The 19,592-nt window shown below is 58.5% G+C and carries 19 protein-coding genes; 12 read left to right on the top strand and 7 right to left on the bottom strand.

All coding sequences use genetic code 11. The annotated features are described in order from the left end of the window. Positions 1–85: 85 nt before the first annotated feature. The gene (locus IPM39_11625; protein MBK8986713.1) at positions 86–1,609 is read right to left on the bottom strand and encodes a S8 family serine peptidase; all 1,524 of its coding nucleotides are present in this window, start codon (positions 1,607–1,609) and stop codon (positions 86–88) included. A 179-nt stretch (positions 1,610–1,788) separates the two neighbouring features. On the opposite strand from IPM39_11625, the gene IPM39_11620 reads away from it, so the two are divergent. The 4 genes from IPM39_11620 (at position 1,789) to IPM39_11605 (ending at position 5,232) form a co-directional block, all read left to right on the top strand. Further along, the gene (locus tag IPM39_11620) at positions 1,789–2,496 is read left to right on the top strand and encodes a sensor histidine kinase (protein ID MBK8986712.1); all 708 of its coding nucleotides are present in this window, start codon (positions 1,789–1,791) and stop codon (positions 2,494–2,496) included. Continuing rightward, positions 2,489–3,118 (top strand): response regulator transcription factor, encoded by a 630-nt coding sequence (locus IPM39_11615; protein ID MBK8986711.1) that lies wholly within the window; start codon positions 2,489–2,491, stop codon positions 3,116–3,118. The genes IPM39_11620 and IPM39_11615 overlap by 8 nt, the downstream gene beginning before the upstream one ends. 292 nt (positions 3,119–3,410) lie before the next feature. After that, a complete protein-coding gene (locus tag IPM39_11610) occupies positions 3,411–4,379 on the top strand; it encodes an ATP-binding cassette domain-containing protein (GenBank protein ID MBK8986710.1) in 969 nt (322 codons plus the stop codon). Between the two features lie 19 nt (positions 4,380–4,398). Next, entirely contained in the window at positions 4,399–5,232 is an 834-nt protein-coding gene (locus tag IPM39_11605) for an ABC transporter permease (GenBank protein MBK8986709.1), read from the top strand. Positions 5,233–5,243: 11 nt separating this feature from the next. On the opposite strand, the gene IPM39_11600 is transcribed toward IPM39_11605, so the two are convergent. Beyond that, positions 5,244–5,453, bottom strand: a complete 210-nt coding sequence (locus IPM39_11600; protein MBK8986708.1) for a hypothetical protein — start codon at positions 5,451–5,453, stop codon at positions 5,244–5,246. A gap of 79 nt (positions 5,454–5,532) precedes the next feature. Here IPM39_11600 and glpX point away from each other — a divergent pair, with 79 nt between their 5' ends. The 6 genes from glpX to IPM39_11570 all read left to right on the top strand — a co-directional run bounded on the left by glpX (position 5,533) and on the right by IPM39_11570 (position 13,198). Next, entirely contained in the window at positions 5,533–6,519 is a 987-nt protein-coding gene (gene glpX, locus IPM39_11595; GenBank protein ID MBK8986707.1) for a class II fructose-bisphosphatase, read from the top strand. A gap of 113 nt (positions 6,520–6,632) precedes the next feature. Further along, on the top strand, positions 6,633–8,009 hold the full coding sequence (locus IPM39_11590; protein ID MBK8986706.1) for a form I ribulose bisphosphate carboxylase large subunit: 1,377 nt from the start codon (positions 6,633–6,635) through the stop codon (positions 8,007–8,009). A gap of 176 nt (positions 8,010–8,185) precedes the next feature. After that, the gene (locus tag IPM39_11585) at positions 8,186–9,115 is read left to right on the top strand and encodes a phosphoribulokinase (protein MBK8986705.1); all 930 of its coding nucleotides are present in this window, start codon (positions 8,186–8,188) and stop codon (positions 9,113–9,115) included. Positions 9,116–9,259: 144 nt separating this feature from the next. Next, positions 9,260–11,242, top strand: a complete 1,983-nt coding sequence (gene tkt, locus IPM39_11580; GenBank protein ID MBK8986704.1) for a transketolase — start codon at positions 9,260–9,262, stop codon at positions 11,240–11,242. Positions 11,243–11,380: 138 nt separating this feature from the next. Beyond that, entirely contained in the window at positions 11,381–12,052 is a 672-nt protein-coding gene (locus tag IPM39_11575) for a ribulose-phosphate 3-epimerase (GenBank protein ID MBK8986703.1), read from the top strand. 192 nt (positions 12,053–12,244) lie between these two features. Then, a complete protein-coding gene (locus IPM39_11570) occupies positions 12,245–13,198 on the top strand; it encodes a class II fructose-bisphosphate aldolase (GenBank protein ID MBK8986702.1) in 954 nt (317 codons plus the stop codon). 89 nt (positions 13,199–13,287) lie between these two features. On the opposite strand, the gene IPM39_11565 is transcribed toward IPM39_11570, so the two are convergent. Both IPM39_11565 and IPM39_11560 read right to left on the bottom strand, forming a co-directional pair. Beyond that, the gene (locus IPM39_11565) at positions 13,288–14,085 is read right to left on the bottom strand and encodes an ORF6C domain-containing protein (GenBank protein MBK8986701.1); all 798 of its coding nucleotides are present in this window, start codon (positions 14,083–14,085) and stop codon (positions 13,288–13,290) included. 73 nt (positions 14,086–14,158) lie between these two features. Beyond that, the gene (locus tag IPM39_11560) at positions 14,159–14,602 is read right to left on the bottom strand and encodes a DUF3054 domain-containing protein (protein MBK8986700.1); all 444 of its coding nucleotides are present in this window, start codon (positions 14,600–14,602) and stop codon (positions 14,159–14,161) included. Between the two features lie 126 nt (positions 14,603–14,728). Between IPM39_11560 and IPM39_11555 the strand changes: the two genes are divergently transcribed. Beyond that, on the top strand, positions 14,729–17,170 hold the full coding sequence (locus tag IPM39_11555) for a S8 family serine peptidase (GenBank protein MBK8986699.1): 2,442 nt from the start codon (positions 14,729–14,731) through the stop codon (positions 17,168–17,170). A gap of 64 nt (positions 17,171–17,234) precedes the next feature. Beyond that, positions 17,235–17,492 carry a GlsB/YeaQ/YmgE family stress response membrane protein gene (locus IPM39_11550; protein ID MBK8986698.1) on the top strand — a complete coding sequence of 86 codons (258 nt, stop codon included), beginning with the start codon at positions 17,235–17,237 and terminating at the stop codon, positions 17,490–17,492. A 72-nt stretch (positions 17,493–17,564) separates the two neighbouring features. On the opposite strand, the gene IPM39_11545 is transcribed toward IPM39_11550, so the two are convergent. From IPM39_11545 to IPM39_11535, 3 genes are all read right to left on the bottom strand, one after another. Beyond that, on the bottom strand, positions 17,565–18,011 hold the full coding sequence (locus tag IPM39_11545; GenBank protein MBK8986697.1) for a rhodanese-like domain-containing protein: 447 nt from the start codon (positions 18,009–18,011) through the stop codon (positions 17,565–17,567). An 82-nt stretch (positions 18,012–18,093) separates the two neighbouring features. Continuing rightward, a complete protein-coding gene (locus IPM39_11540) occupies positions 18,094–18,705 on the bottom strand; it encodes a hypothetical protein (GenBank protein ID MBK8986696.1) in 612 nt (203 codons plus the stop codon). Positions 18,706–18,708: 3 nt separating this feature from the next. Continuing rightward, the gene (locus IPM39_11535; protein ID MBK8986695.1) at positions 18,709–19,584 is read right to left on the bottom strand and encodes a carbohydrate ABC transporter permease; all 876 of its coding nucleotides are present in this window, start codon (positions 19,582–19,584) and stop codon (positions 18,709–18,711) included. Positions 19,585–19,592: the final 8 nt, after the last annotated feature.

Below are 19,592 nucleotides of genomic sequence, written 5' to 3'. Positions count from 1 at the left end.
TGAGTTGCAAACTGCTTGTCTTGATGCTTTGAAATCGTTATTTGTCTATCATCGGGCCTTCAGAAGATATTTTTCCGACAGCCTGCTAGGGCAGCCCCGCGGCATAGTCCAGCGCTTGCTGAACATTTATCAGGCCGTAGCCTACTTCGTCGTGCCATTGTCCATACGGTCTGATGTGGTTATGGTTATACACGTACAGATTGGGTTGGATTTTTTCACATGTGCTGCTGATCGCTTCGCGCACCTGCTGGCCGTTCAAATGGGGAAAGCGGGAGAAAATCAGGGCAGCTAACCCGGTCGCGTGAGGCGCAGCCGCGGATGTTCTACCAAAATCCAGACGAAAACCACCCGCATTAGCCTGTAAATCGGTGGTTGGGATGGACTCGCCAGGGGCCATCATGTCCAACGCTGTTCCCCAATTGCTGCCCCAATCCAACCAACTGCCGCTCTGTAGAGTTCGCCGCTCATCCTGCTGGTTCATCGCGCCGACGGCGAGGGTTTCCGGGAAGCCGGCAGGGAAAACGACATCGGCGACGTTGTTGTTGCCGGCCGCCGCGACAATGAGGATGCCAGCCTGGTTTGCTTGCTGCACGGCCGTATGCAAACTGGCGGTCGGCGGAAACTTGTTGCTCATGTTTATGACGCGCGCGCCCTGAGCCAGCGCCCAATCCATGCTGGCCGCCGCGCCGACGCTGCTCTCGCCGTGATAAATGGGCAGTATGGAGCAGCCGCCAGCCATCCCGGCAACCCCCAGATTGTTATGCAAGGCGGCGGCAATCCCGGCAACGGCCGTGCCATGCGCTCTGACCGGCGAAGCATCATATGGTCCACCCAGAACGCCATTGGCTGCCTGGCTGGCATTAAAATGCGTATTTTCCGGCGTATATGCCAGGTCAGGATGGGTCAGATCACAGCCAGAATCTATGATGGCGATGGTCACGTTTGGGCTGCCGATCTCCAGGTCCCAACCGGTAAGGCCAACGCCGCCGGCGCCCACCCGCACCATATTCCACTGTTCCGCCCAAAGCGCATCTCTAGGTTCAAAGGCGTCTGCTTGCCACATCACCCACTCAAATTCAACCCAGGTCACGCCAGCCGCTTCTGCCACTTCCACCAAAATGTCATAGGCGGCGCCCACACTCTTGGGCAAAAGAAAATACAAAAACTCCCCCAACAGATGACTCATGCCCTCGACTTCTTCCAGGTCATACTTTTGCCGCAGCGCTTCTCGAACCATCGCCGCATCCTCCGGCCTTGTCTCTACCAATAACACGTCCGGCAAAGGCGCTGCCTGCGACCACTGCCCCTGTATCTCGTCCATATATACGGGCGCAATACGGCGCACAATGTCCGTCGCCAAATCATCCATATTCTGGCCGGCGTTCGCCCTGACCCAACGACGTGGACGATACCAGGCTGCTCTTTCCTCTGGCATTTGCTCAGCCCAACCAGGCGGGTTGTACGGTTCCAATTCGTTTTCCTGCAAATAGCTGTCAATCAGTTCTTCGGGCACGTCCAGGTTGAACTCGATAAAGTACAGGTCTTCCAGCAAGACATAAAGTCTCTGGAAATCGGATCGGCCGACGATGAGTTTGGGTTCTAAAGGCATGAATACCTCCAATAGTGAGCGAGAGCGGTGCTGTCTAACGCGGTGTATCAAAAACAAAGGGATGGAACTTCGTAAGGAGGAGAGTAGTTTCCCCATTATAGCAGAAATCGAGTGACTTGGGTGCCATGAATTTGCCGCGCTTCTTGCCCTATTGATGGCTGCTCTGATATGATTCGAGCATGGAAAGTCACCCCCTGTCGGCCCAAGAAGAACATCTGGCGGCCCGCCGCATTCTGGCGATTACCGAAGAGGAATTGCAGCGCATTATCCTGGATGTTCATGATGGGCCGGTGCAGCGTCTGTTTGCCGCCCGTTCCCAACTAAGCGCTCTGCAAAATCGCCGCGCCCATGGCGAATCTATCGCCGAAGCCGATTACGACAAGGTGATGGGCCGCGTGGCGCAGTTGTTGGATGGCGCGCTGGCCGAAATTCGCGCTTTTTTGGGTACGTTCCGGCCGCCTGATTTTGCCCGCCGTGATTTTATCGAAATTATCCGTGACCTGTTGATTTATCACGAGGAGACGACCGGCTGCCAGGTTTATTTTGCCGGACCAGATTGCTTGCAAACGCCGCTCTCTTTGCCGGTGAAGATCGCCTTGTATCGCATTTGTCAGGAGGCGCTGTCTAACGCTTACCGGCATAGTGGGGCGAATGAACAGTGGGTGCAGATTGACGAAACGGCCGTGTCCATCACTCTCTCTATCTGGGATGAAGGGCGTGGGTTTTCGCCGCCGCCGCTCACTGGCCCGGCGGCCACCGAGCGCGAAGAGCATATTGGGCTGCGCGGTATGCGCGACCGTGTGGCTTTGGTGGGGGGCGCATTCGAGCTGGATAGTTCACCACAGCGGGGCACGCGCATCACCGTAAGGGCGCCAATCTATGAATAAGCCGATTCGTATAGTACTTGCCGATGATCATGCGTTGGTCTTGGAAGGGCTGCGCAGCTTATTGGCCTCGGAAGACGACATCCTGGTTATTGCCACGGCCACCGATGGCGAACGGCTGCTGGAAGCGGTCGCTCGTTTTGCCCCAGATGTGGTTGTCACTGACATTCAGATGCCCTACATGGATGGGGTGACGGGGCTGGAGAAGATTCGCAGGCGTTTCCCGGAGACCCGTATTTTGGTGCTGACGGCGTATTCCGACGCCGAGACGATGCGCGCCGTATTAAGCTGCGGCGCGGATGGCCTGTTGTTTAAGACCGACCCGCCAGAGCAAACCATCCGGGCCATCCGCCAGGTGATGGATGGGCAAATGGTCTTTCCGGCGGCGGCGCGCCGCTGGATGTTTGCTCCGGCTGCCCCGGCTGAGCCGATGGTGGCGCTTTCTGGGCGAGAGGTGGAGGTGTTAACGGCCGTTGCCGAGGGCCTCACCAACGCCGAAGTCGCTGAACGGCTGCATATCAGCGAAAACACCGTCAAATTTCACCTGCAAAACATCTACCAACGCCTGGGCGTTACTAACCGCACCGAAGCCAGCCGCTGGTATCTGCAAAATAACAAACCCTAACCCAGACCAACCAAGAGCAAAACTATATAACGCGGAGACGCCGTGACGCAGAGTCGCAAAGGCGCAGAAAGCTGCTCTTGCTGCCTCTCCACTTCACCTCGTCTCCCAATCTCCCAATCTCCCAGTCTCTCAGTCTCTCAGTCTCCCAGTCTCCCAATCTCCCCCACGATATTCAATATCTTTGCGAAATCTATGCAATATATTGACAATACCTTGCATAGATGGTATGCTTCTTTTTGTCTGACCGACACGTTACAGCAAATTAGGTGTGCCGGCCGCGGGAGTACCATCCATGTCAAATCGTGAAATTATTGTCGAAAACCTGGGCAAAGAATATCCGGGCGGGGTAACGGCCGTTCAAGATGTCTCGTTCCGGGTAAACTCAGGCCAAATCTTTGGCTTTCTTGGTCCCAATGGGGCGGGCAAAAGCACCACCATCAAAATTCTGACCACCCTGGCCCTGCCCAGCCGCGGCCACGCCCATGTCGGCGGCTATGATGTGGTCTCGGAGGCCGACCAGGTACGCCGTATCGCCGGCGTGGCGCTGCAAGAAATCGGCATAGACCCCCTGATGAAATCCATGGAACTGCTGACCATGCAGGGGCAGTTGTTTGGCGCCGGTCGCAAAGAAGCCACCGCCCGCGCTCAGGAGTTGTTAGCCCTGGTGCGCCTGGAAGAAGCTCTGGGGCGGCGTGTCGGCACATACAGCGGTGGGATGCGCCGCCGCCTGGATTTGGCCCTGGCTCTGGTCCACAAGCCGCAAATCCTCTTCCTCGACGAGCCGACGACGGGACTAGACCCTGCCAGCCGCCGCGACGTGTGGGAAGAAGTGCGCCGCCTCAACCGCGAGTTAGGCATGACCATCTTCCTGACCACCCAATACCTGGAAGAAGCGGACGAATTGGCCGATGTCGTCGCCATCATAGACGCCGGTAAAATTGCCATCGAAGGTTCGCCGGCCAAACTCAAGGCCAGCGTCGGCACAGAATCCATCAACCTGGCCTTCGACAGCCGCGAGACGGCCGAAAGCGCCCGCGCCGAGTTGGGCGACATGGCCGATACCATTCAGATTGACCGCGACATGGTTCGTCTGTACATGAGTCAGGCGGCGCAAACCATTCCGGCCGTCGTCAATCGTTTGCAGCAAGCCAATCTCAATCCCATCTCTTTGACGCTGACACAGCCCACCCTGGATGACGTTTTCCTGCGCGTTACCGGGCAGCGGCTGCAAACCGAAACCGCTCAACCCCAATTGAGCTAAAACCTGGAGGACAATTACTATGACAACTCATGCACCGACGCAGCCGATCGTTAACCGCCCGGCAGTTACCAATGGCCGGGCCAGCCTGCCGCTGCAAATTATGTTGGTCACGTGGCGCAATCTGGTCACTATTTTTCGTACCCCGGTGGCCCTGGTTCCACCGCTGGTCATCAGCATCTTCTTCCTGGTGATTTACGAATCTACCCTGGGCAAAGCGGCCGCTTTTATCCCCAATCTCAGTGGCAACAGCTATCTGGGCTTCATTTTGCCGCTGTCCATCATCAGTTCATCGCTTTCTGGCTCCGGCATCGCCGCGCAAAACATGGTGCGCGACATTGAAAGCGGCTACTTTGACAAACTGCTGCTGACCCCCGTCAGTCGCACGGCCTTGCTTCTGGGGCCGATTCTGGCCGGGGCGCTCATTTTGGGCATTCAGGCCAGCGTGGTGATTGCTTTTGCCACTGTCATGGGTTTGCAGTCGGCGACCGGTGTTGCTGGTTTGGCGGTGGTGGTTGGATTGGCTATATTGTTGGGTACAGGTTTTGCCGGGTTTACGGTTTCGGCGGCTTTGGGCAGCGGCAGCGCGGCGGCCACCCAGGGGGCCAGCTTCCTCTTTTTCCCGCTGACGTTCCTGACGGCCAGTTTTGTGCCGTTGGAATTGTTAGATGGCTGGCTGCAAACGGCCGCTCGTCTGAACCCTATCACCTACGTTTTGGAAGCGATGCGCGGCCTGCTCAATACCGGTTGGGACACGGCCGTTTTAACGCAAGGTATCGCCGCCTGCCTCATCCTGGGCGTGGCGATGTATGCCCTGGCGGTGTACGCCCTACACGTCCGCACGCGCCGCAGCTAATCGCTAATCGTTCACCAGTTCACCAGTTCACCATTGGTAACGGCCGTCTGCCCGCCAGGTATTGTCCTGACCGGCAGACGGCCGTTTTGTGTTCCCACGTAGCCCCAAACGGCCGTTCCTCCCTCAGCCACAACCACAATTGATGCGCCACCTACCCGGTCAGGTAGGCCATCCCACCTCAAATGGATAGGCAAGAACCGCCCGCTTGCGGGTTTCTTCACAACCTCGGCCGTGTTATCCTATTTGTGTAAATCGTCACAAACTATTCACTTCACAGGGGCGCGCGAAAAAAGGGGAGTCATGTCTGAACAACCGGATCACAATCTAGCTTTAGAACTGGTCCGCGCTACCGAAGCGGCGGCCTTGTCCGCTGCCAAATGGGTGGGACGCGGGCAGAAAGAATCTGGCGATCAGGCGGCGGTGGATGCGCTGCGCCTGCTGTTGGGCACGGTGCGCATGGATGGCATCATTGTCATCGGCGAAGGGGAGAAAGACGACGCCCCCATGTTGTATAACGGCGAGAAGGTGGGCAACGGCCGTGGCCCCCAGGTGGATGTGGCCGTAGACCCCGTGGAAGGGACCAATTTGCTGGCTAAAGGGCTTGCCAACGCCATCGCCATCGTCGGCCTGGCCCCCCATGGCGCGATGTGGAACCCCGGCCCCGCCTTCTACATGGACAAACTGGTTGTCGGACCGCAGGCTAAAGGCAAAGTGGACCTGGATGCGCCGGTGGCCGACAACTTGCAAGCCATCGCTACCGCCAAAGGCATACATATAGACGAGGTGACGGTGGTTATTTTGGACCGGCCCCGAAACGCGGCAAAGATAACGGCCGTGCGCCAAACCGGCGCCCGCGTCCGCCTCATCACCGATGGCGATGTGGCTCCGGCCCTCATGGCCGCCCTGCCCGAAACCGGTATAGACGCGGTGATGGGCATCGGCGGCACTCCCGAAGGCGTCATCACCGCCTGCGCCATGCACGGGCTGGGCGGCGACATCCAGGGCCGCCTGGCGCCCCAATCAGACGCCGAACGCCACAACATCGAACAGGCCGGCATCTCCCTCACGCGCAAACTTGGCCTGACCGATTTTGTCTCCGGCGATGACCACTTTTTCGCCGCCACCGGCATCACCCAGGGAGATTTTCTGCGCGGCGTGCGTTACACAGCGGATGGCGCCGTCACCCATTCGTTAGTTACCCGTTCCCAATCGGGAACGTGGCGATTGATCGAGTCTTATCATCGTTGGGATACGCTCATGCGTATCAGCATCGTACCGTACCGTTAACTATGTGGGGAGGCGGTGGGGAAAGTTGGTCCAACTTGGGCCAACTCTCCCCACCATTTTACAAGCCCCAGGTTTCCCATTGAGTGGTTGAATCACAAAAAGGAGAATTTAAAATGAGTGAAGCAATAGCCCCTAATTTAACAGCCCAGCCGCCAACCGCCGATTTGAGCGATAAATACATCGCCGGTGTGCGCACCTATGCCAGTGGATATTACGACCCAGATTACACGCCGAAAGACACCGACCTGCTGTGCGCCTTCCGCATCAGCCCCAAGCCACCCACAGACATGATCGAAGCCGCCGCCGCCGTCGCCGCCGAATCGTCCACCGGAACCTGGACCGAGGTCTGGTCCAATCAGTTGACCGATCTGGAATTTTACAAAGCGCGGGTGTACGACATTCAGGGTGACATTGCCTACATCGCTTACCCGATGGATCTGTTTGAGGAGAACAGCGTCGTCAACATTATGTCTTCTATCGTGGGCAATGTGTTTGGCATGAAAGCGATCAACGCCCTGCGACTGGAAGACATGCGCATCCCTGTCGCCCTCGTCAAGACATACCCAGGCCCGCACGTAGGCATTTATGATGAACGGGTATGGGCGGATAAATGGGGACGGCCGTTGCTCGGCGGCACTGTCAAACCCAAACTGGGTCTCTCCCCCAAAGCCTACTCCACCATCATCTACGAATGTCTGATGGGTGGCCTGGATACCACCAAAGATGACGAAAATATGAACAGCCAGCCATTCAGCCGTTGGCAAGACCGTTTCCGTTACGCCCAAGACGCCGTCGAAGACGCCATGGTCGAAACCGGCGAATACAAAGGCCACTGGCACAACGTAACGGCCGGCTCTACCCTTGAAAGCCTGAAGCGTATGGATTTTGTCAAAGAACGCGGCGCCGATATGTGCATGTTCGACTTTCTCACCGCCGGCTTTGCTGCCTCGGCCGATGTATTTGCCCATGCGCGTGAACTGGATATGATCGTCCACTGCCACCGTGCGATGCATGCCGTCTTCACTCGTCAGCGCGACCACGGCATCCACATGCGCGTCGTCGCCAAATGGCTGCGCCTGACCGGTGGTGATCATGTCCATACTGGCACAGTTGTCGGCAAATTGGAAGGCAATTGGAGCGAAACACAAGGTATTCTCAGCTTGCTGCGCGAACGGCATACCCCGGCCAACACCCAGCAAGGCATCTATTTCGACCAGGATTTTGCCGGTCTGAAGACCGTCTGGCCGGTGGCCTCTGGTGGTATTCATGTCAACCACATCCCCGACCTGTACCGTCTGACGGGCAATGATGCCTTCTGGCTTTTTGGCGGTGGTACGCACGGCCACCCCAAAGGCAGCCGCGCCGGGGCCACCGCCAACCGCGTCGCCACCGAAGCGATTTCCTCCGGTTCCACCCTGCAGGAAGCGGCGCGCAATTCGCCGGAACTGCGTGACGCCATGAACCTGTGGGCCGACATCAAGTTTGACTAGTACAAAATGGCAGAAATAAGCCGACAGTTTGTAGAACGATGTTGTAAATCGTTCTGGGGCGATTACAACTCGCATCAATTTTACTTTTCCAAGGCTGTTAGCTAAATAGTTCATCAGGTGACCGACGGCCGAAGACCTGTGACCGGTAGGCCAAGCTTCCCTAGGAGGGAGGTTATATGAATCGCAAAACCATCATGCTGGGCATCGCAGGCGACAGCGCGGCCGGCAAGACGACATTGAGCAAAGGTATTGTAGACGCCCTGGGACCAGACCATGTGACGGCTATCTGCTGTGATCATTACCATAAGTACAACCGCGTACAGCGTAAAGAACTGGGCATTAGCGCCCTATCGCCGGAAGGGAATTATGTGGACATCATGGAGCAGCATTTTCGCCTGCTGCGTGAAGGTCAACCCATTTTGAAGCCCGTGTACAACCACAGCACGGGCGATTTTGATGCCCCGGAATATATTAAACCGACCAAATACATCATTGTGGAAGGGCTGCTGCCCTTTCACACCCGCTTGATGCGCCTTTGCTTCGACGTGAAGGTGTATTTGAATCCGCCGGAAGAGCTGCGCCACAAGTGGAAAATCAAGCGCGACACTACCAAACGGGGTTATACGTTGGAGCAGGTGCTGGCTTCGCTGTCCGGCCGTGAAGATTTATCGCCTCGTTACATTCAACCACAGCGGGCTATGGCCGACATGGTGGTGCGGTTTCATCCTCCCGAAGGACATGCCGAGGAGACCGGCGGGCATCTAAACGCCAACCTGGTTCTGCGGCCAACCATTCCCCACCCCGACATGACCGACATTTTACAGCATAGTGGTAATGGTGCTGAACCGGCGATGCGGTTAGAATTAGGGCGCTATGATGGCAAGCCGGTGGACTTTTTGGACATTTCTGGCAATGTGGCGGGCGAAAAAGCGCGCGAATTGGAAGAGGTGATTCAGAGCCATCTACCGGCCGATAGCAGTGTTGATCTGGATAAGCTAGGTCGCTATCAGTCTGGGTTGGATGAGGAGCGCAGCTACCCTCTGGCGCTGACGCAGCTGCTGATCGCTTATCACATGATTACGGCCGGCGAAGCCGTATTTACATAACTATGACGCGACGATAGAGAGACGCGGTGGTTTGGAGGCCGTGGGTCGGGGGGCCGTGAGCCGTGAGCCGTAATCGGAATACGGAATACGGAACTTCCTAACATCTCTCCCTATACGGCCGTGTCTCAATCAGGAGAACTTACCATGAACAACGATCTATCCTCCGCGTTGCGTCCGGTGGCTAACACGATTCGCGTGTTGGCGATGGACGCGGTGCAAAAGGCCAACAGCGGCCACCCCGGTATGCCAATGGGCATGGCCGACGTGGCCGCTTTGTTGTGGGCGCGTTATCTGAAGTTTGATCCACAAAATGCACATTGGCCGGACCGCGACCGTTTTGTGCTGTCGGCCGGACATGGCAGTATGCTGCTGTATGCCCTGCTGCACCTGAGCGGTTATGACCTGCCGCTGGCCCAGCTTCAGCAGTTTCGGCAGTGGGGCAGCCACACGCCCGGCCACCCGGAAGTGCATGAGACGCCCGGCGTCGAGATGACGACGGGGCCATTGGGGCAGGGGATTTCGACGGCCGTTGGCCTGGCCCTGGCCGAGCGCTGGCTGGCTGCGCGCTACAATCGGCCAGAATTTACCCTGGTGGACCACCACACCTACGTCATCGCCAGCGACGGCGACCTGATGGAAGGCATCTCCCACGAGGCCAGCTCGCTGGCCGGCCATTTGGGGCTGGGTAAACTGATTGTCTTCTACGACGATAACCACATCAGCATTGATGGTTCCACCGAATTGTCGTTTACCGAGGATGTGTTGGGGCGCTATGCCGCCTATGGCTGGGGGACCTGGCGCGTAGATGGGCATAACCCGGACGCGATTGCCTCTATTTTGGCCGAGGCGCTGGCGGATGCGGAACGGCCGTCGCTCATCGCCTGTCGCACCATCATTGGTTTTGGCAGCCCCAACCGGGGCGGCACAGCCAAGGCCCACGGCGAGCCGCTGGGCGCGGAAGAAATCCGTCTGACCAAAGAGGCGTTGGGCGTGCCGCAAGAGCCGTTCTGGACCGACCCGGCGGCTTACCAGATTTTGGGCACGGCCGGCAAAAGCGGCGCCGATGAGCATACTTTGTGGCGCAACGTGCTGACCGGCTATATTGCCCGCTATCCTGACCTGGGGGCTGAATTCCAGCGCGTTATGCGCGGCGAACTGCCGTCAGGCTGGGATGATTTTACGGTGGAATACACCGCGCCAGACGCGACGCGCAACACGGCCCACAAAGCGCTCAACGTGCTGGCGCAGCGCGTGCCGGAACTGTTGGGCGGCTCGGCCGACCTGACCGGCTCCAACAAGACGGACCTGAAAGGGGCAGGGGATATTCAGAATGGGGCGTTTGACGGCCGTTACCTCCGCTTTGGCGTGCGTGAGCATGGCATGGGGGCCATCCTGAATGGGTTGGCGCTGCACGGCGGGGTGATTCCCTACGGCGGCACTTTCCTGGTTTTCTCTGACTATATGCGCCCCACCATCCGGCTGGCGGCGCTGATGAAATTGGGCGTCATTTACGTCTTCACCCACGATTCCATCGGCCTGGGCGAAGATGGCCCTACCCACCAACCCATCGAACACCTGGCCGCCCTCCGCGCCATCCCCAACCTGACGGTCATCCGCCCGGCGGATGCCTATGAATCGGCGGTGGCCTGGAAAACGGCCGTGTCTCGCCGCACCAGCCCCACCGCCTTCGCCCTCACCCGGCAAAAACTCCCGTTGTTGGACCCCGCCCTGGCTGAGGGCGCCCGAAACGGCGCCTACGTGCTGGTGGATGTGGCCGACCCACAGGTGATTTTGCTGGGGTCCGGTTCTGAGCTGCATATTGCCGTCGAGGCGCAAAAGCAGTTGGCCGCAAAGGGCGTGGCCGCCCGCGTCGTCTCGTTCCCCAGTTGGGAGCTGTTCGACGAGATGCCCCAAGATTACAAAGACGCCGTGCTGCCGCCGCAGGTGACGGCCCGCGTCGCCATCGAAGCGGGCATTGCCCTGGGTTGGAGCCAATATGTCGGCCAGCAAGGCCGGGTCATTTCGATTGAACATTTTGGTGCGTCGGCCCCATTCGAGACGCTGTATCATGAATTTGGCCTGACGCCAGAAGCGATGACCGCCGCGGCGCTGGAATTGGTAGGGTGATGGGGTCACAAGATGATGGGGTCACAAGATGACCGGGTCACAAGATGACCGGGTCACAAGATGACCGGGTCACAAGATGACCGGGTGACTTGGTGGCATGGTGTCACCCGGTCATCTTATTCAGAAAGGTGAACGAACATGGCAAATGTCAAATTAGCCCCCTCTATTCTCGCGGCTGATTTTGCCCGGCTGGGCGAACAGGTGGCCGAGGCGGTGGCCGCCGGGGCCGAATACATCCATGTGGATGTGATGGACGGCCATTTTGTGCCCAACATCACCATTGGGCCGTTGGTTGTGGCGGCGTTACGGCCGTTGGCCCGCCAGACCGGCGCACTCTTAGACGTCCACCTGATGATCAAAAACCCCGACCGCTACCTGGCCGACTTTGCCCAGGCCGGGGCCGACATCCTGACCGTTCATGTGGAAACCTGCCCCCACCTGCACCGCACGGTGCAGGCCATCCGCGAATTGGGCGTGAAGCCGGGCGTCACTCTGAACCCGGCCACGCCGCTGGTGACTTTGGAAGAAATTTTGCCCGATGTAGACCTGGTGCTGATCATGTCGGTCAATCCCGGGTTTGGCGGTCAATCTTACATACCTGGCAGTACCGCCAGAATTCGCCGCCTGCGCCAGATGTTAGACGCCATCGGTTCTAAGGCCGATCTGGAGGTAGACGGCGGCATCAAGCTGAGCAACGCCGCCGACATTGTGGCCGCCGGGGCCGATGTGTTGGTGGCCGGCAGCGCCATTTACGGCGGCAGCCGGACGATTACGGAAAACGTGACCGATTTTAGAAAAGCGCTTGCTTAGCCGGATGGCCGCAGCGTAGTCAATCTCCCGACGATGCGGCCGCAAGACTAACAGACTGCCCGACTATTTGGTATACTTTGACTTGAACGGCCGTCTAGCGCGACGCCGACCAACCAGTTAAGGAAACAAATATAAGACAAGAGACTACGCAGCAAGTTTTAGATGGTCTCTGGCATAGAAAAGGAGATTTTCATGATTGTAACAACGGCTGATTTATTTAAAGTGGCTTACGGCAAATTTGCTGTCGGCGCGTACAACATCAACAACATGGAACAGACGTTAGGTCTGTTCGAGGGCAACGTGAAGGCACAGGCACCCTTTATCGTGCAGCTTTCTAAAGGGGCGCGCAAATACGCCAATCCCAAGATGCTGGAAGCGATCATCCGCGCCGCCGAAGAGTTGTACCCTGACGCCATTTACGCCGTGCATCTGGACCACGGCGACGAGCAAACCTGCTACGACTGCATTGATTCCGGCTTTTACAGCTCGGTGATGATTGACGCCTCGCACTATCCCTTTGACGAAAACGTCGCCATCACCCGGCGAGTGGTGGAACGGGCGCACGCCAAAGGCATCAGCGTGGAAGCGGAACTGGGTATGTTGGGCGGTGTGGAAGAAGACATCTCCGTGGACGAAAAAAGCGCCCTGCTGACCGACCCCGACGAAGCCAAAGCGTTTGTGGAACAAAGCGGCTGCGACAGTCTGGCGGTCGCCATTGGCACCAGCCACGGCGCGTACAAATTCAGCGGCAGCCAGGGTCTGCACTTTGGCCGCATGGCCGAAATTCAGAAGCGGCTGCCCGGCTTCCCCCTGGTGATGCACGGCTCTAGCTCTGTGCCGCAAGAAGAGGTGGAGCGCATCAACGCCGCCGGCGGCGCGTTGGACCCCTCGGCCAAAGGCGTGGACGCCAACGAGTTTGCCAAAGCAGTGCCGTTGGGCGTGACCAAGGTGAACATTGATACCGACGGCCGTCTCGTCTGGACGCGCGTTCACCGTGAATTTTTCCGCGACAAGCCGGCCGATTTCGATTTCCGCAAGCCCGGAACGCTGTTCGTCCCCGCTTACGCCGACTTCATCGTAGACAAAAGCCACAAACTGCTTTCCGCTGGCACGCTGCCCTTAGTGCGCGAGGCGCTGGGCAAGTAGGTAGAGATTTGTTAGTTGGTTAGTTTGTTAGCCAGCCAACAAACTAACCAACTAACAAAAAGGACTCCACCGAGTCCTTTTTTTGTTGGTTAGAACGGCGCGTCGCCGACCAGACTTTGATGCCACTCTGTCAGAAATTTCATCGCCGCGTCGAATTTGCGCTGCGGCATGAGTTTGTAAGAGGTGATGCCAAATTTGCGGTACAGTTCGCCATAACACGCGCCAAATTCGTTGCGGCCGGTCTCTTTGCCCAAAGCCAGGGCCACCGCCTTGACGGCCTGGCTGATCTGGCTGGCCTGCGCTTCCGTTACCACATCCGCGCCGGAAAGCTGCTCTTCGACGGTGGTCAGCCGCTCCTCCACATTTTCTAGCCGCAGTTCCGTGTCGCCCAGCCGCCCTTCCAACATAATCTGCTGTTTGGCGAGTTTGACAATCGCCAGCGCCATTTTGTAGGCTTGTACGGCATCGGTGTCTTGTTCCAGCAGTTTCTCGAAGCCAGGTTCCATCGTCAGGCGACCTTCCTGGAAGGCTTCCCACAGCACGGTTCCCGCTTCTTCCTGGAATTTTTCCAGTTTGGGTTGGGCTTCTTTTTTGACGGCCGTCACCCGCACGCCAGACAACCACAGCGGCACCAAATCTACGCGCAGCACAAAGGTTTCTCTATCGCCCTGAATGGTGTGTAAATTGCACACCATTAACCCCCGACCGAGGACGGCGTGGCGGCGGATGCGCTGCCGCTGTCCATTATCGTCCAGCCCGAGGGCCTGGCACATGTGGCGCACGGAGGCATAGATACGGCCGTCATTGGCGCGCACGGCCGTTAATTCGTCGCCATAAAAGACCACGTCCTTCTGATCAACCGCAATCAACACACTTTCATCTGCCATGCTGTCATCCGTTTAAATGGTTCTGTGGGGTGGAGCAAATGTCTTTGCCTCTGTTTGTGGCCGACGCTTGATGCTAAACTGATTCGGCTGGCTGCCCCGGCTGCCGGTTCATCCCTTTTTGCCAGATCAGCCCAAACGCCAGCCGCCAGGCCAGCACAAACAGGCTGCCCAGCGTTAATGTCACCAACATGAAAGCCGGGGGAATATCGCGGCCAAGCATAAAGGCGCGCAGCAACAGCGCCAGCGGCGCGGCGATAAACCAGGCGTTTACCGTCCGCGCCAGCAGAGTGGGCAGCCGCATCCCCTGAGCGTCCAACGGGATGGCTTTAACCACCCAGGCTACCGTCACCCAGGCCAGCAGGAAGGGAAAAGCGGTGCGCAGCAGGCCGAGCAACGGCCGTGCCGCATCCACTGTGTTATGATCTCTTTGTCCGGTGAAGACAAACAGCAAAATGGCGATTAAATCGCCCAAAAGCAGCACCATAGGGGTCCAGCGCATTGTATTGTGTGCCATCATGATATACCCTCATTCGGGCGGACGAAACGTCCATGCTCCCATTGATGATAATGATTGTACCGCGAAAAATAAGCTGAGGAAAAAAGAAGCGGGATTCTTTGCGGGAATTGTGGTAAAACGGCCGTTATGGAAATATCAATACAAAACAACGAAGTAGTGCCAGAACAAGGCAAATGGTTAGGGCGCTTTGCTGCGCTGCTGGTGTGGGCGGCGATTGGGTTGCTTTCGTTTTGGCTGCAAGCCCGGGCCTGGCTGGCGCCGGGCCTGGGCGAGCTTCCAGCCGATACCCAGGCGTTAACCGACACATTGCTCCAGGTGGTGACGTTGGGCATTCCGCTGCTGCTGCTGGCCTGGCGTTGGCCCCATCCGCGTTACCGGGCCATGTTTCAGACATGGCTGTGGGGCTGCGGGCTGCTGCTGGCGCTGGGCGTGGCCCGATTTGTGCCCCCGGCGCAGAGCCAACTGCTGTCCTGGCTGCAGCTGATGGGGGCGCTGGTCTGGCTGGCGGTGGTGTATCTGGTCTTGTGGCGGCGACGGCCGCTGCCTACCAACTGGTCTGGGACGCCGCTGGCGCTGGGGTTAACGGCCGTTACCCTCTATCCCTGGCCCGGTTGGGGCGCGCTCGGTTCGCCGCTGGACGTGCTGTTGGCGGCGCTGCTGGGCGGGGCTGTGGGTATTTCCGTCAGTCTCATCGTCGCTCATTTCTGGCGCCAATCCCTGGCCGACCTGTCTCGCGGGCCGCGCCACGACGCCCTGACCGGCGGCTTTGTCGTGGGGGTGCTGTTGCTCATCGTCGCCAGCGGCCTGAGCCTGAACGGGGCGCAGTTGGTCATGATGGTCGGTCTGCCGGCGTTGGGCTGGTTGGCGGCGGGCGTGACCGGCTGGCCGGCGGTGGCGGTGGTGGTCGGTTTGGGCACGGCCGTGCCCCTCGCGTTCATGGATACCGACGCCACCAGCGTCATTGCCGCCGACTCGATTCTGCTCTGGTCTTTTTTGGCGGCGCTGGCCTCGCTGGCGCTGGCCTGGTTGTTGGGCGCGGTGCTGGTGTGGACGGCGGGCCGTCGTTCAGCGCCGCGCCGCGCGGCGCTGGGGTGGGGGGCAGCGGCCGCTGCCTTGTTCATCGGCGGGTTGATTTACAGCCAGGGCGGGCAGACTGGTTTCCACGGCGACACCCTCTTTGTGGTACTGCGTGATCAGGCGGACGTGACGGCGGCCGCCGCCATGCCCGATTACAACGCCCGACGGCAGTTTGTCTATGACACGTTGGTGAGCCACGCTGATGCCACCCAAGCCGACTTGCGCGCCGACCTGGACCGTCTGGGCGTGTCTTACACGCCCTATTACCTGGTGAACGCCCTGGAAGTGTCGGGTGGTTGGCCGATGCAGGTGTGGCTCGCCAGCCGGCCGGAGGTGGACCGCGTGCTGCCTAATCCCACGCTGCGCCCGCCGCAAGGCGCACCGCTGGCCGTGTCACCGACGGCTGCGCGCCCGTCGGCGCCGCGGTGGAACCTGACGGGCATTGGGGCAACGGCCGTATGGCAGGATTTTGGCGTCACCGGTGAAGGCATCGTCATCGGCCAGTCTGACTCCGGCGTGCAGTGGGACCATCCCGAACTGCTGCCGACTTATCGCGGCCGTTCTGGCAACCACGACTACAACTGGTACGATCCCTGGACCCATGCTGCCGTCCCCCAAGACGCAGGCGGGCACGGCACACATACCCTCGGCTCGATTGTCGGGCAGACGGTGGGCGTGGCCCCCGGCGCAAGCTGGTACGCCTGCGCCAATCTGCCGCGCAACGTGGGCAGCCCGGCGCGCTACCTGGACTGTATGCAATTTATGCTGGCCCCCTTCCCGCTGAACGGCAGCCCGCTGCGCGATGGCGACCCGCTGCGCTCGGCTCATGTGCTAAACAATTCCTGGGGCTGCCCCGAAGCCTACGAAGGCTGCGACGCGGAATCGCTGCGGCCGGCAGTGGCTGCGCTGCGGGCGGCGGGTATTTTTGTCGTCGCCTCGGCGGGCAACGCCGGGCCGGCGTGCAGCACCGTCGCCGATCCGCCGGCGCTGTACGCGGAGGCTTTCTCGGTGGGCGCGGTGAACGAGGCGGGTGATCTGGCCGCTTTTAGCAGTCGTGGCCCGGTGATGGTTGATGGCAGCGGCCGTACCAAACCAGACATCCTGGCGCCCGGCGTGCAGGTGTTGTCGTCGCTGCCGGGGGATGGTTATGGCTTGCTGGACGGCACTTCGATGGCCGGGCCGCACGTTGCCGGGGTGGTGGCCCTGATCTGGTCGGCCAATCCTGCCCTGATCGGCAACATTGAGCGCACAGAGGAAATTTTGCGGGCGACGGCCACGTCATTTACCGGCCAAGTAGGCACATCGCTGCTGGCCGAGATGATGGGGCAGCTAGAAGATTCTGGCCTGTCGCTGCCGGCGCAGACACCGCCGGAAGATATGGCCGGGTTCGGCGTATGTTATCTGGAAGGAAACGCCGTACCCAACAATCTGACCGGCTACGGCATCGTCAATGCGTATCGCGCCGTAGAGATGGCCCGGCGCGGGAACTGAAACTCTTGAACCATCCAGACGTATAGGTGGTCATTAACCTGATATAACCTGATGGAGGTAAACGATGGGCATTTTGAGTTGGATCATCTTTGGGGCATTGGCCGGTTGGATTGCCAGCATGATTGTAGGACGTAACGACCAGATGGGCTGCCTGACAAACATCATTGTCGGCATTATCGGCGCGGTGGTGGGCGGTTGGATCATGAGTCTGTTTGGCGGTTCTGGTGTCACCGGTTTTAACCTGCCCAGTTTTGTGGTGGCGGTCGTCGGGGCTGTGGTTTTCTTGGGGGTTTTGAATTTGCTTACCGGTCGTCGGCGCTAACTGGTTTTGTCGAGATAGAACAAAAAAAGCGGGGTAAATCAGCTGATTTACCCCGCTTTTTGTTGGTTGGGGTTATTTTTCCACGGGCAGCCCGGCTTGCTGCCAGGCGACGATGCCGCCTTCCATGTTGTGGACGTTGGTGAAGCCGTTTTCGCGCAAAAAGTCGGCTGCCTGACCGCTGCGGTTGCCGCTGCGGCAGGTGATGATGACGGTTTTGTCGGTGGGGATTTCGCTGAGGCGGTTAGGAAGGTCGCCCAGGGGGATAAGGGTGACGCCGGCGATGTGGGCTTCGTCGTATTCAAACTGCTCGCGCACGTCGAACAGCACTACGTCTTCACGGCCTTTGATTTGGGCGACGGTTTGTACGTCTACTGTGTCGGGTAGGTTCAGTTCGCCGTCGGCGGTGGATGGGGCGGTTTGTTCGGCAACGGCCGTATCCCCCGCGTTTGCTGCCCCACCACAGGCAGCTAAAATCAACACCAGCAGCAAACCAGTAAGCCAGATATATTTCTGTTTCATTTGCAGAATTTCCTTGCGATTCAAATAGATGACCTTACTTTTACCACAGAAATGGGTTGTGTCAACTATCACAGGTCGCAAGTCATAAATCGCCTGTTTGACGCCTGAGGGAAGATTGCACGGCCGTTACCCCCACCAGCGCCACCCAGGCCATCGAGCCAAGCACAAAGGGCAAGATGGTCAGCAGGCTGACGAACAGGACGAGGGCGACAACGGCCGTTAGCCCCAACGCGCCCAATGGATTCAGCAGCAAAAACCGGCCGCCGTTGGCATAGGTGTTGCGCATAGATTTGTCTGCCTGCGCCAGCCAAAACGGCCAATAGACCAGATTCAGCCCCAACCAGACTGTCAGCGCCAACAGCCAGACCACCCGCAAAAAAATCCATAACGGCCCTGGCACGTCCCAGTAGGTGAGCAAGTTAAACAACGCCAGCCCGATGACCAGACCATTGACCAACGCCCACTGCCAGGCGGGCCAGAACAATTCTTTGGCGGCGGTCCAGATGTCACGGCCGTTCCACCACTGGTTATCGTAGGATTGGCGCATGAGGGAGAAGAGAACGGCCGTTGCCGGCGGCCCCGGCAGCACCAATACCTGGCACACAAACCAGGCCAGGGCGATGGGGAGAACGGCCGTCCATTCATACCACCATCGTTTACTGGCTTGCAGCAGAACGGCCGTCACCCGAATCATCGCTCACTTAATCCCACTGTAGCTGGTTCCCTCGATAAAGTACCGCTGAAACACAAAAAAGATAATCGCCATCGGCAGCGTGGTCAACATCGAACCGGCCATCAGCGAATTCCATTGCAAATTCTGCCCCATGCCACCGCGCAGCAGCGCCAACCCCAACGGCAGCGTGAACAAACTCTGGTTCACCGTGATCACAATCAACGGGTGCATAAAATCGTTCCACGCTCCCTGAAAGCTGAATATGGTCAGCGCTACCAGCGCCGGTTTGGCCGTCGGCAGCACCACGCGGAAGAAAATTTGCAGCGGCGTCGCCCCATCAATGCGCGCCGCCTCTTCCAATTCACGCGGCACCGACTCGAAAAACTGTTTCATCAGAAAAATGCTAAACGCCGTAATCAATTTAGGCACAATCAGACCAGCATATGTGTCCACAAATCCCAACAATTTCAACACAATAAACATCGGGATCAGCAGCACAATGCCCGGAATCATCATCGTGCCCAAAATGCCCAGAAAAACGGCTCTACTGCCCGGAAAGCGAATACGCGCCAGCGCATAACCGCCCAGGCTGGCAAACAACAAGTTGCCCAGCGTAACCGATACGGCCACCAGCCCGCTGTTAATCGTCCAGCGCGGCACATTAAAGTTCAGCAGCCGCCGATACCCTTCCAGCGAAATCTCTTTGGGTATCAGGCTCACCGGAAACTGGTTGATTTCGGGTAAGGATTTAAAGCTGGTGGCAATCGCCAGCAAAAACGGATAAATGAAGGTCAGGGCCAGCAAGAACAAGACGCCATAAGACAACACTTTCCTGACCGCTGCCTGCCGTTCATTTGCCTGCAAACCACCCTGAGAAATGGGTTGACTGATCGTCGCCATGATACGCT

The sequence above is a fragment of the Candidatus Leptovillus gracilis genome (genome assembly GCA_016716065.1).
GTDB classification, from domain to species: Bacteria; Chloroflexota; Anaerolineae; order Promineifilales; family Promineifilaceae; genus Leptovillus; species Leptovillus gracilis.
This window is presented reverse-complemented; position numbering and strand designations above follow the sequence as displayed.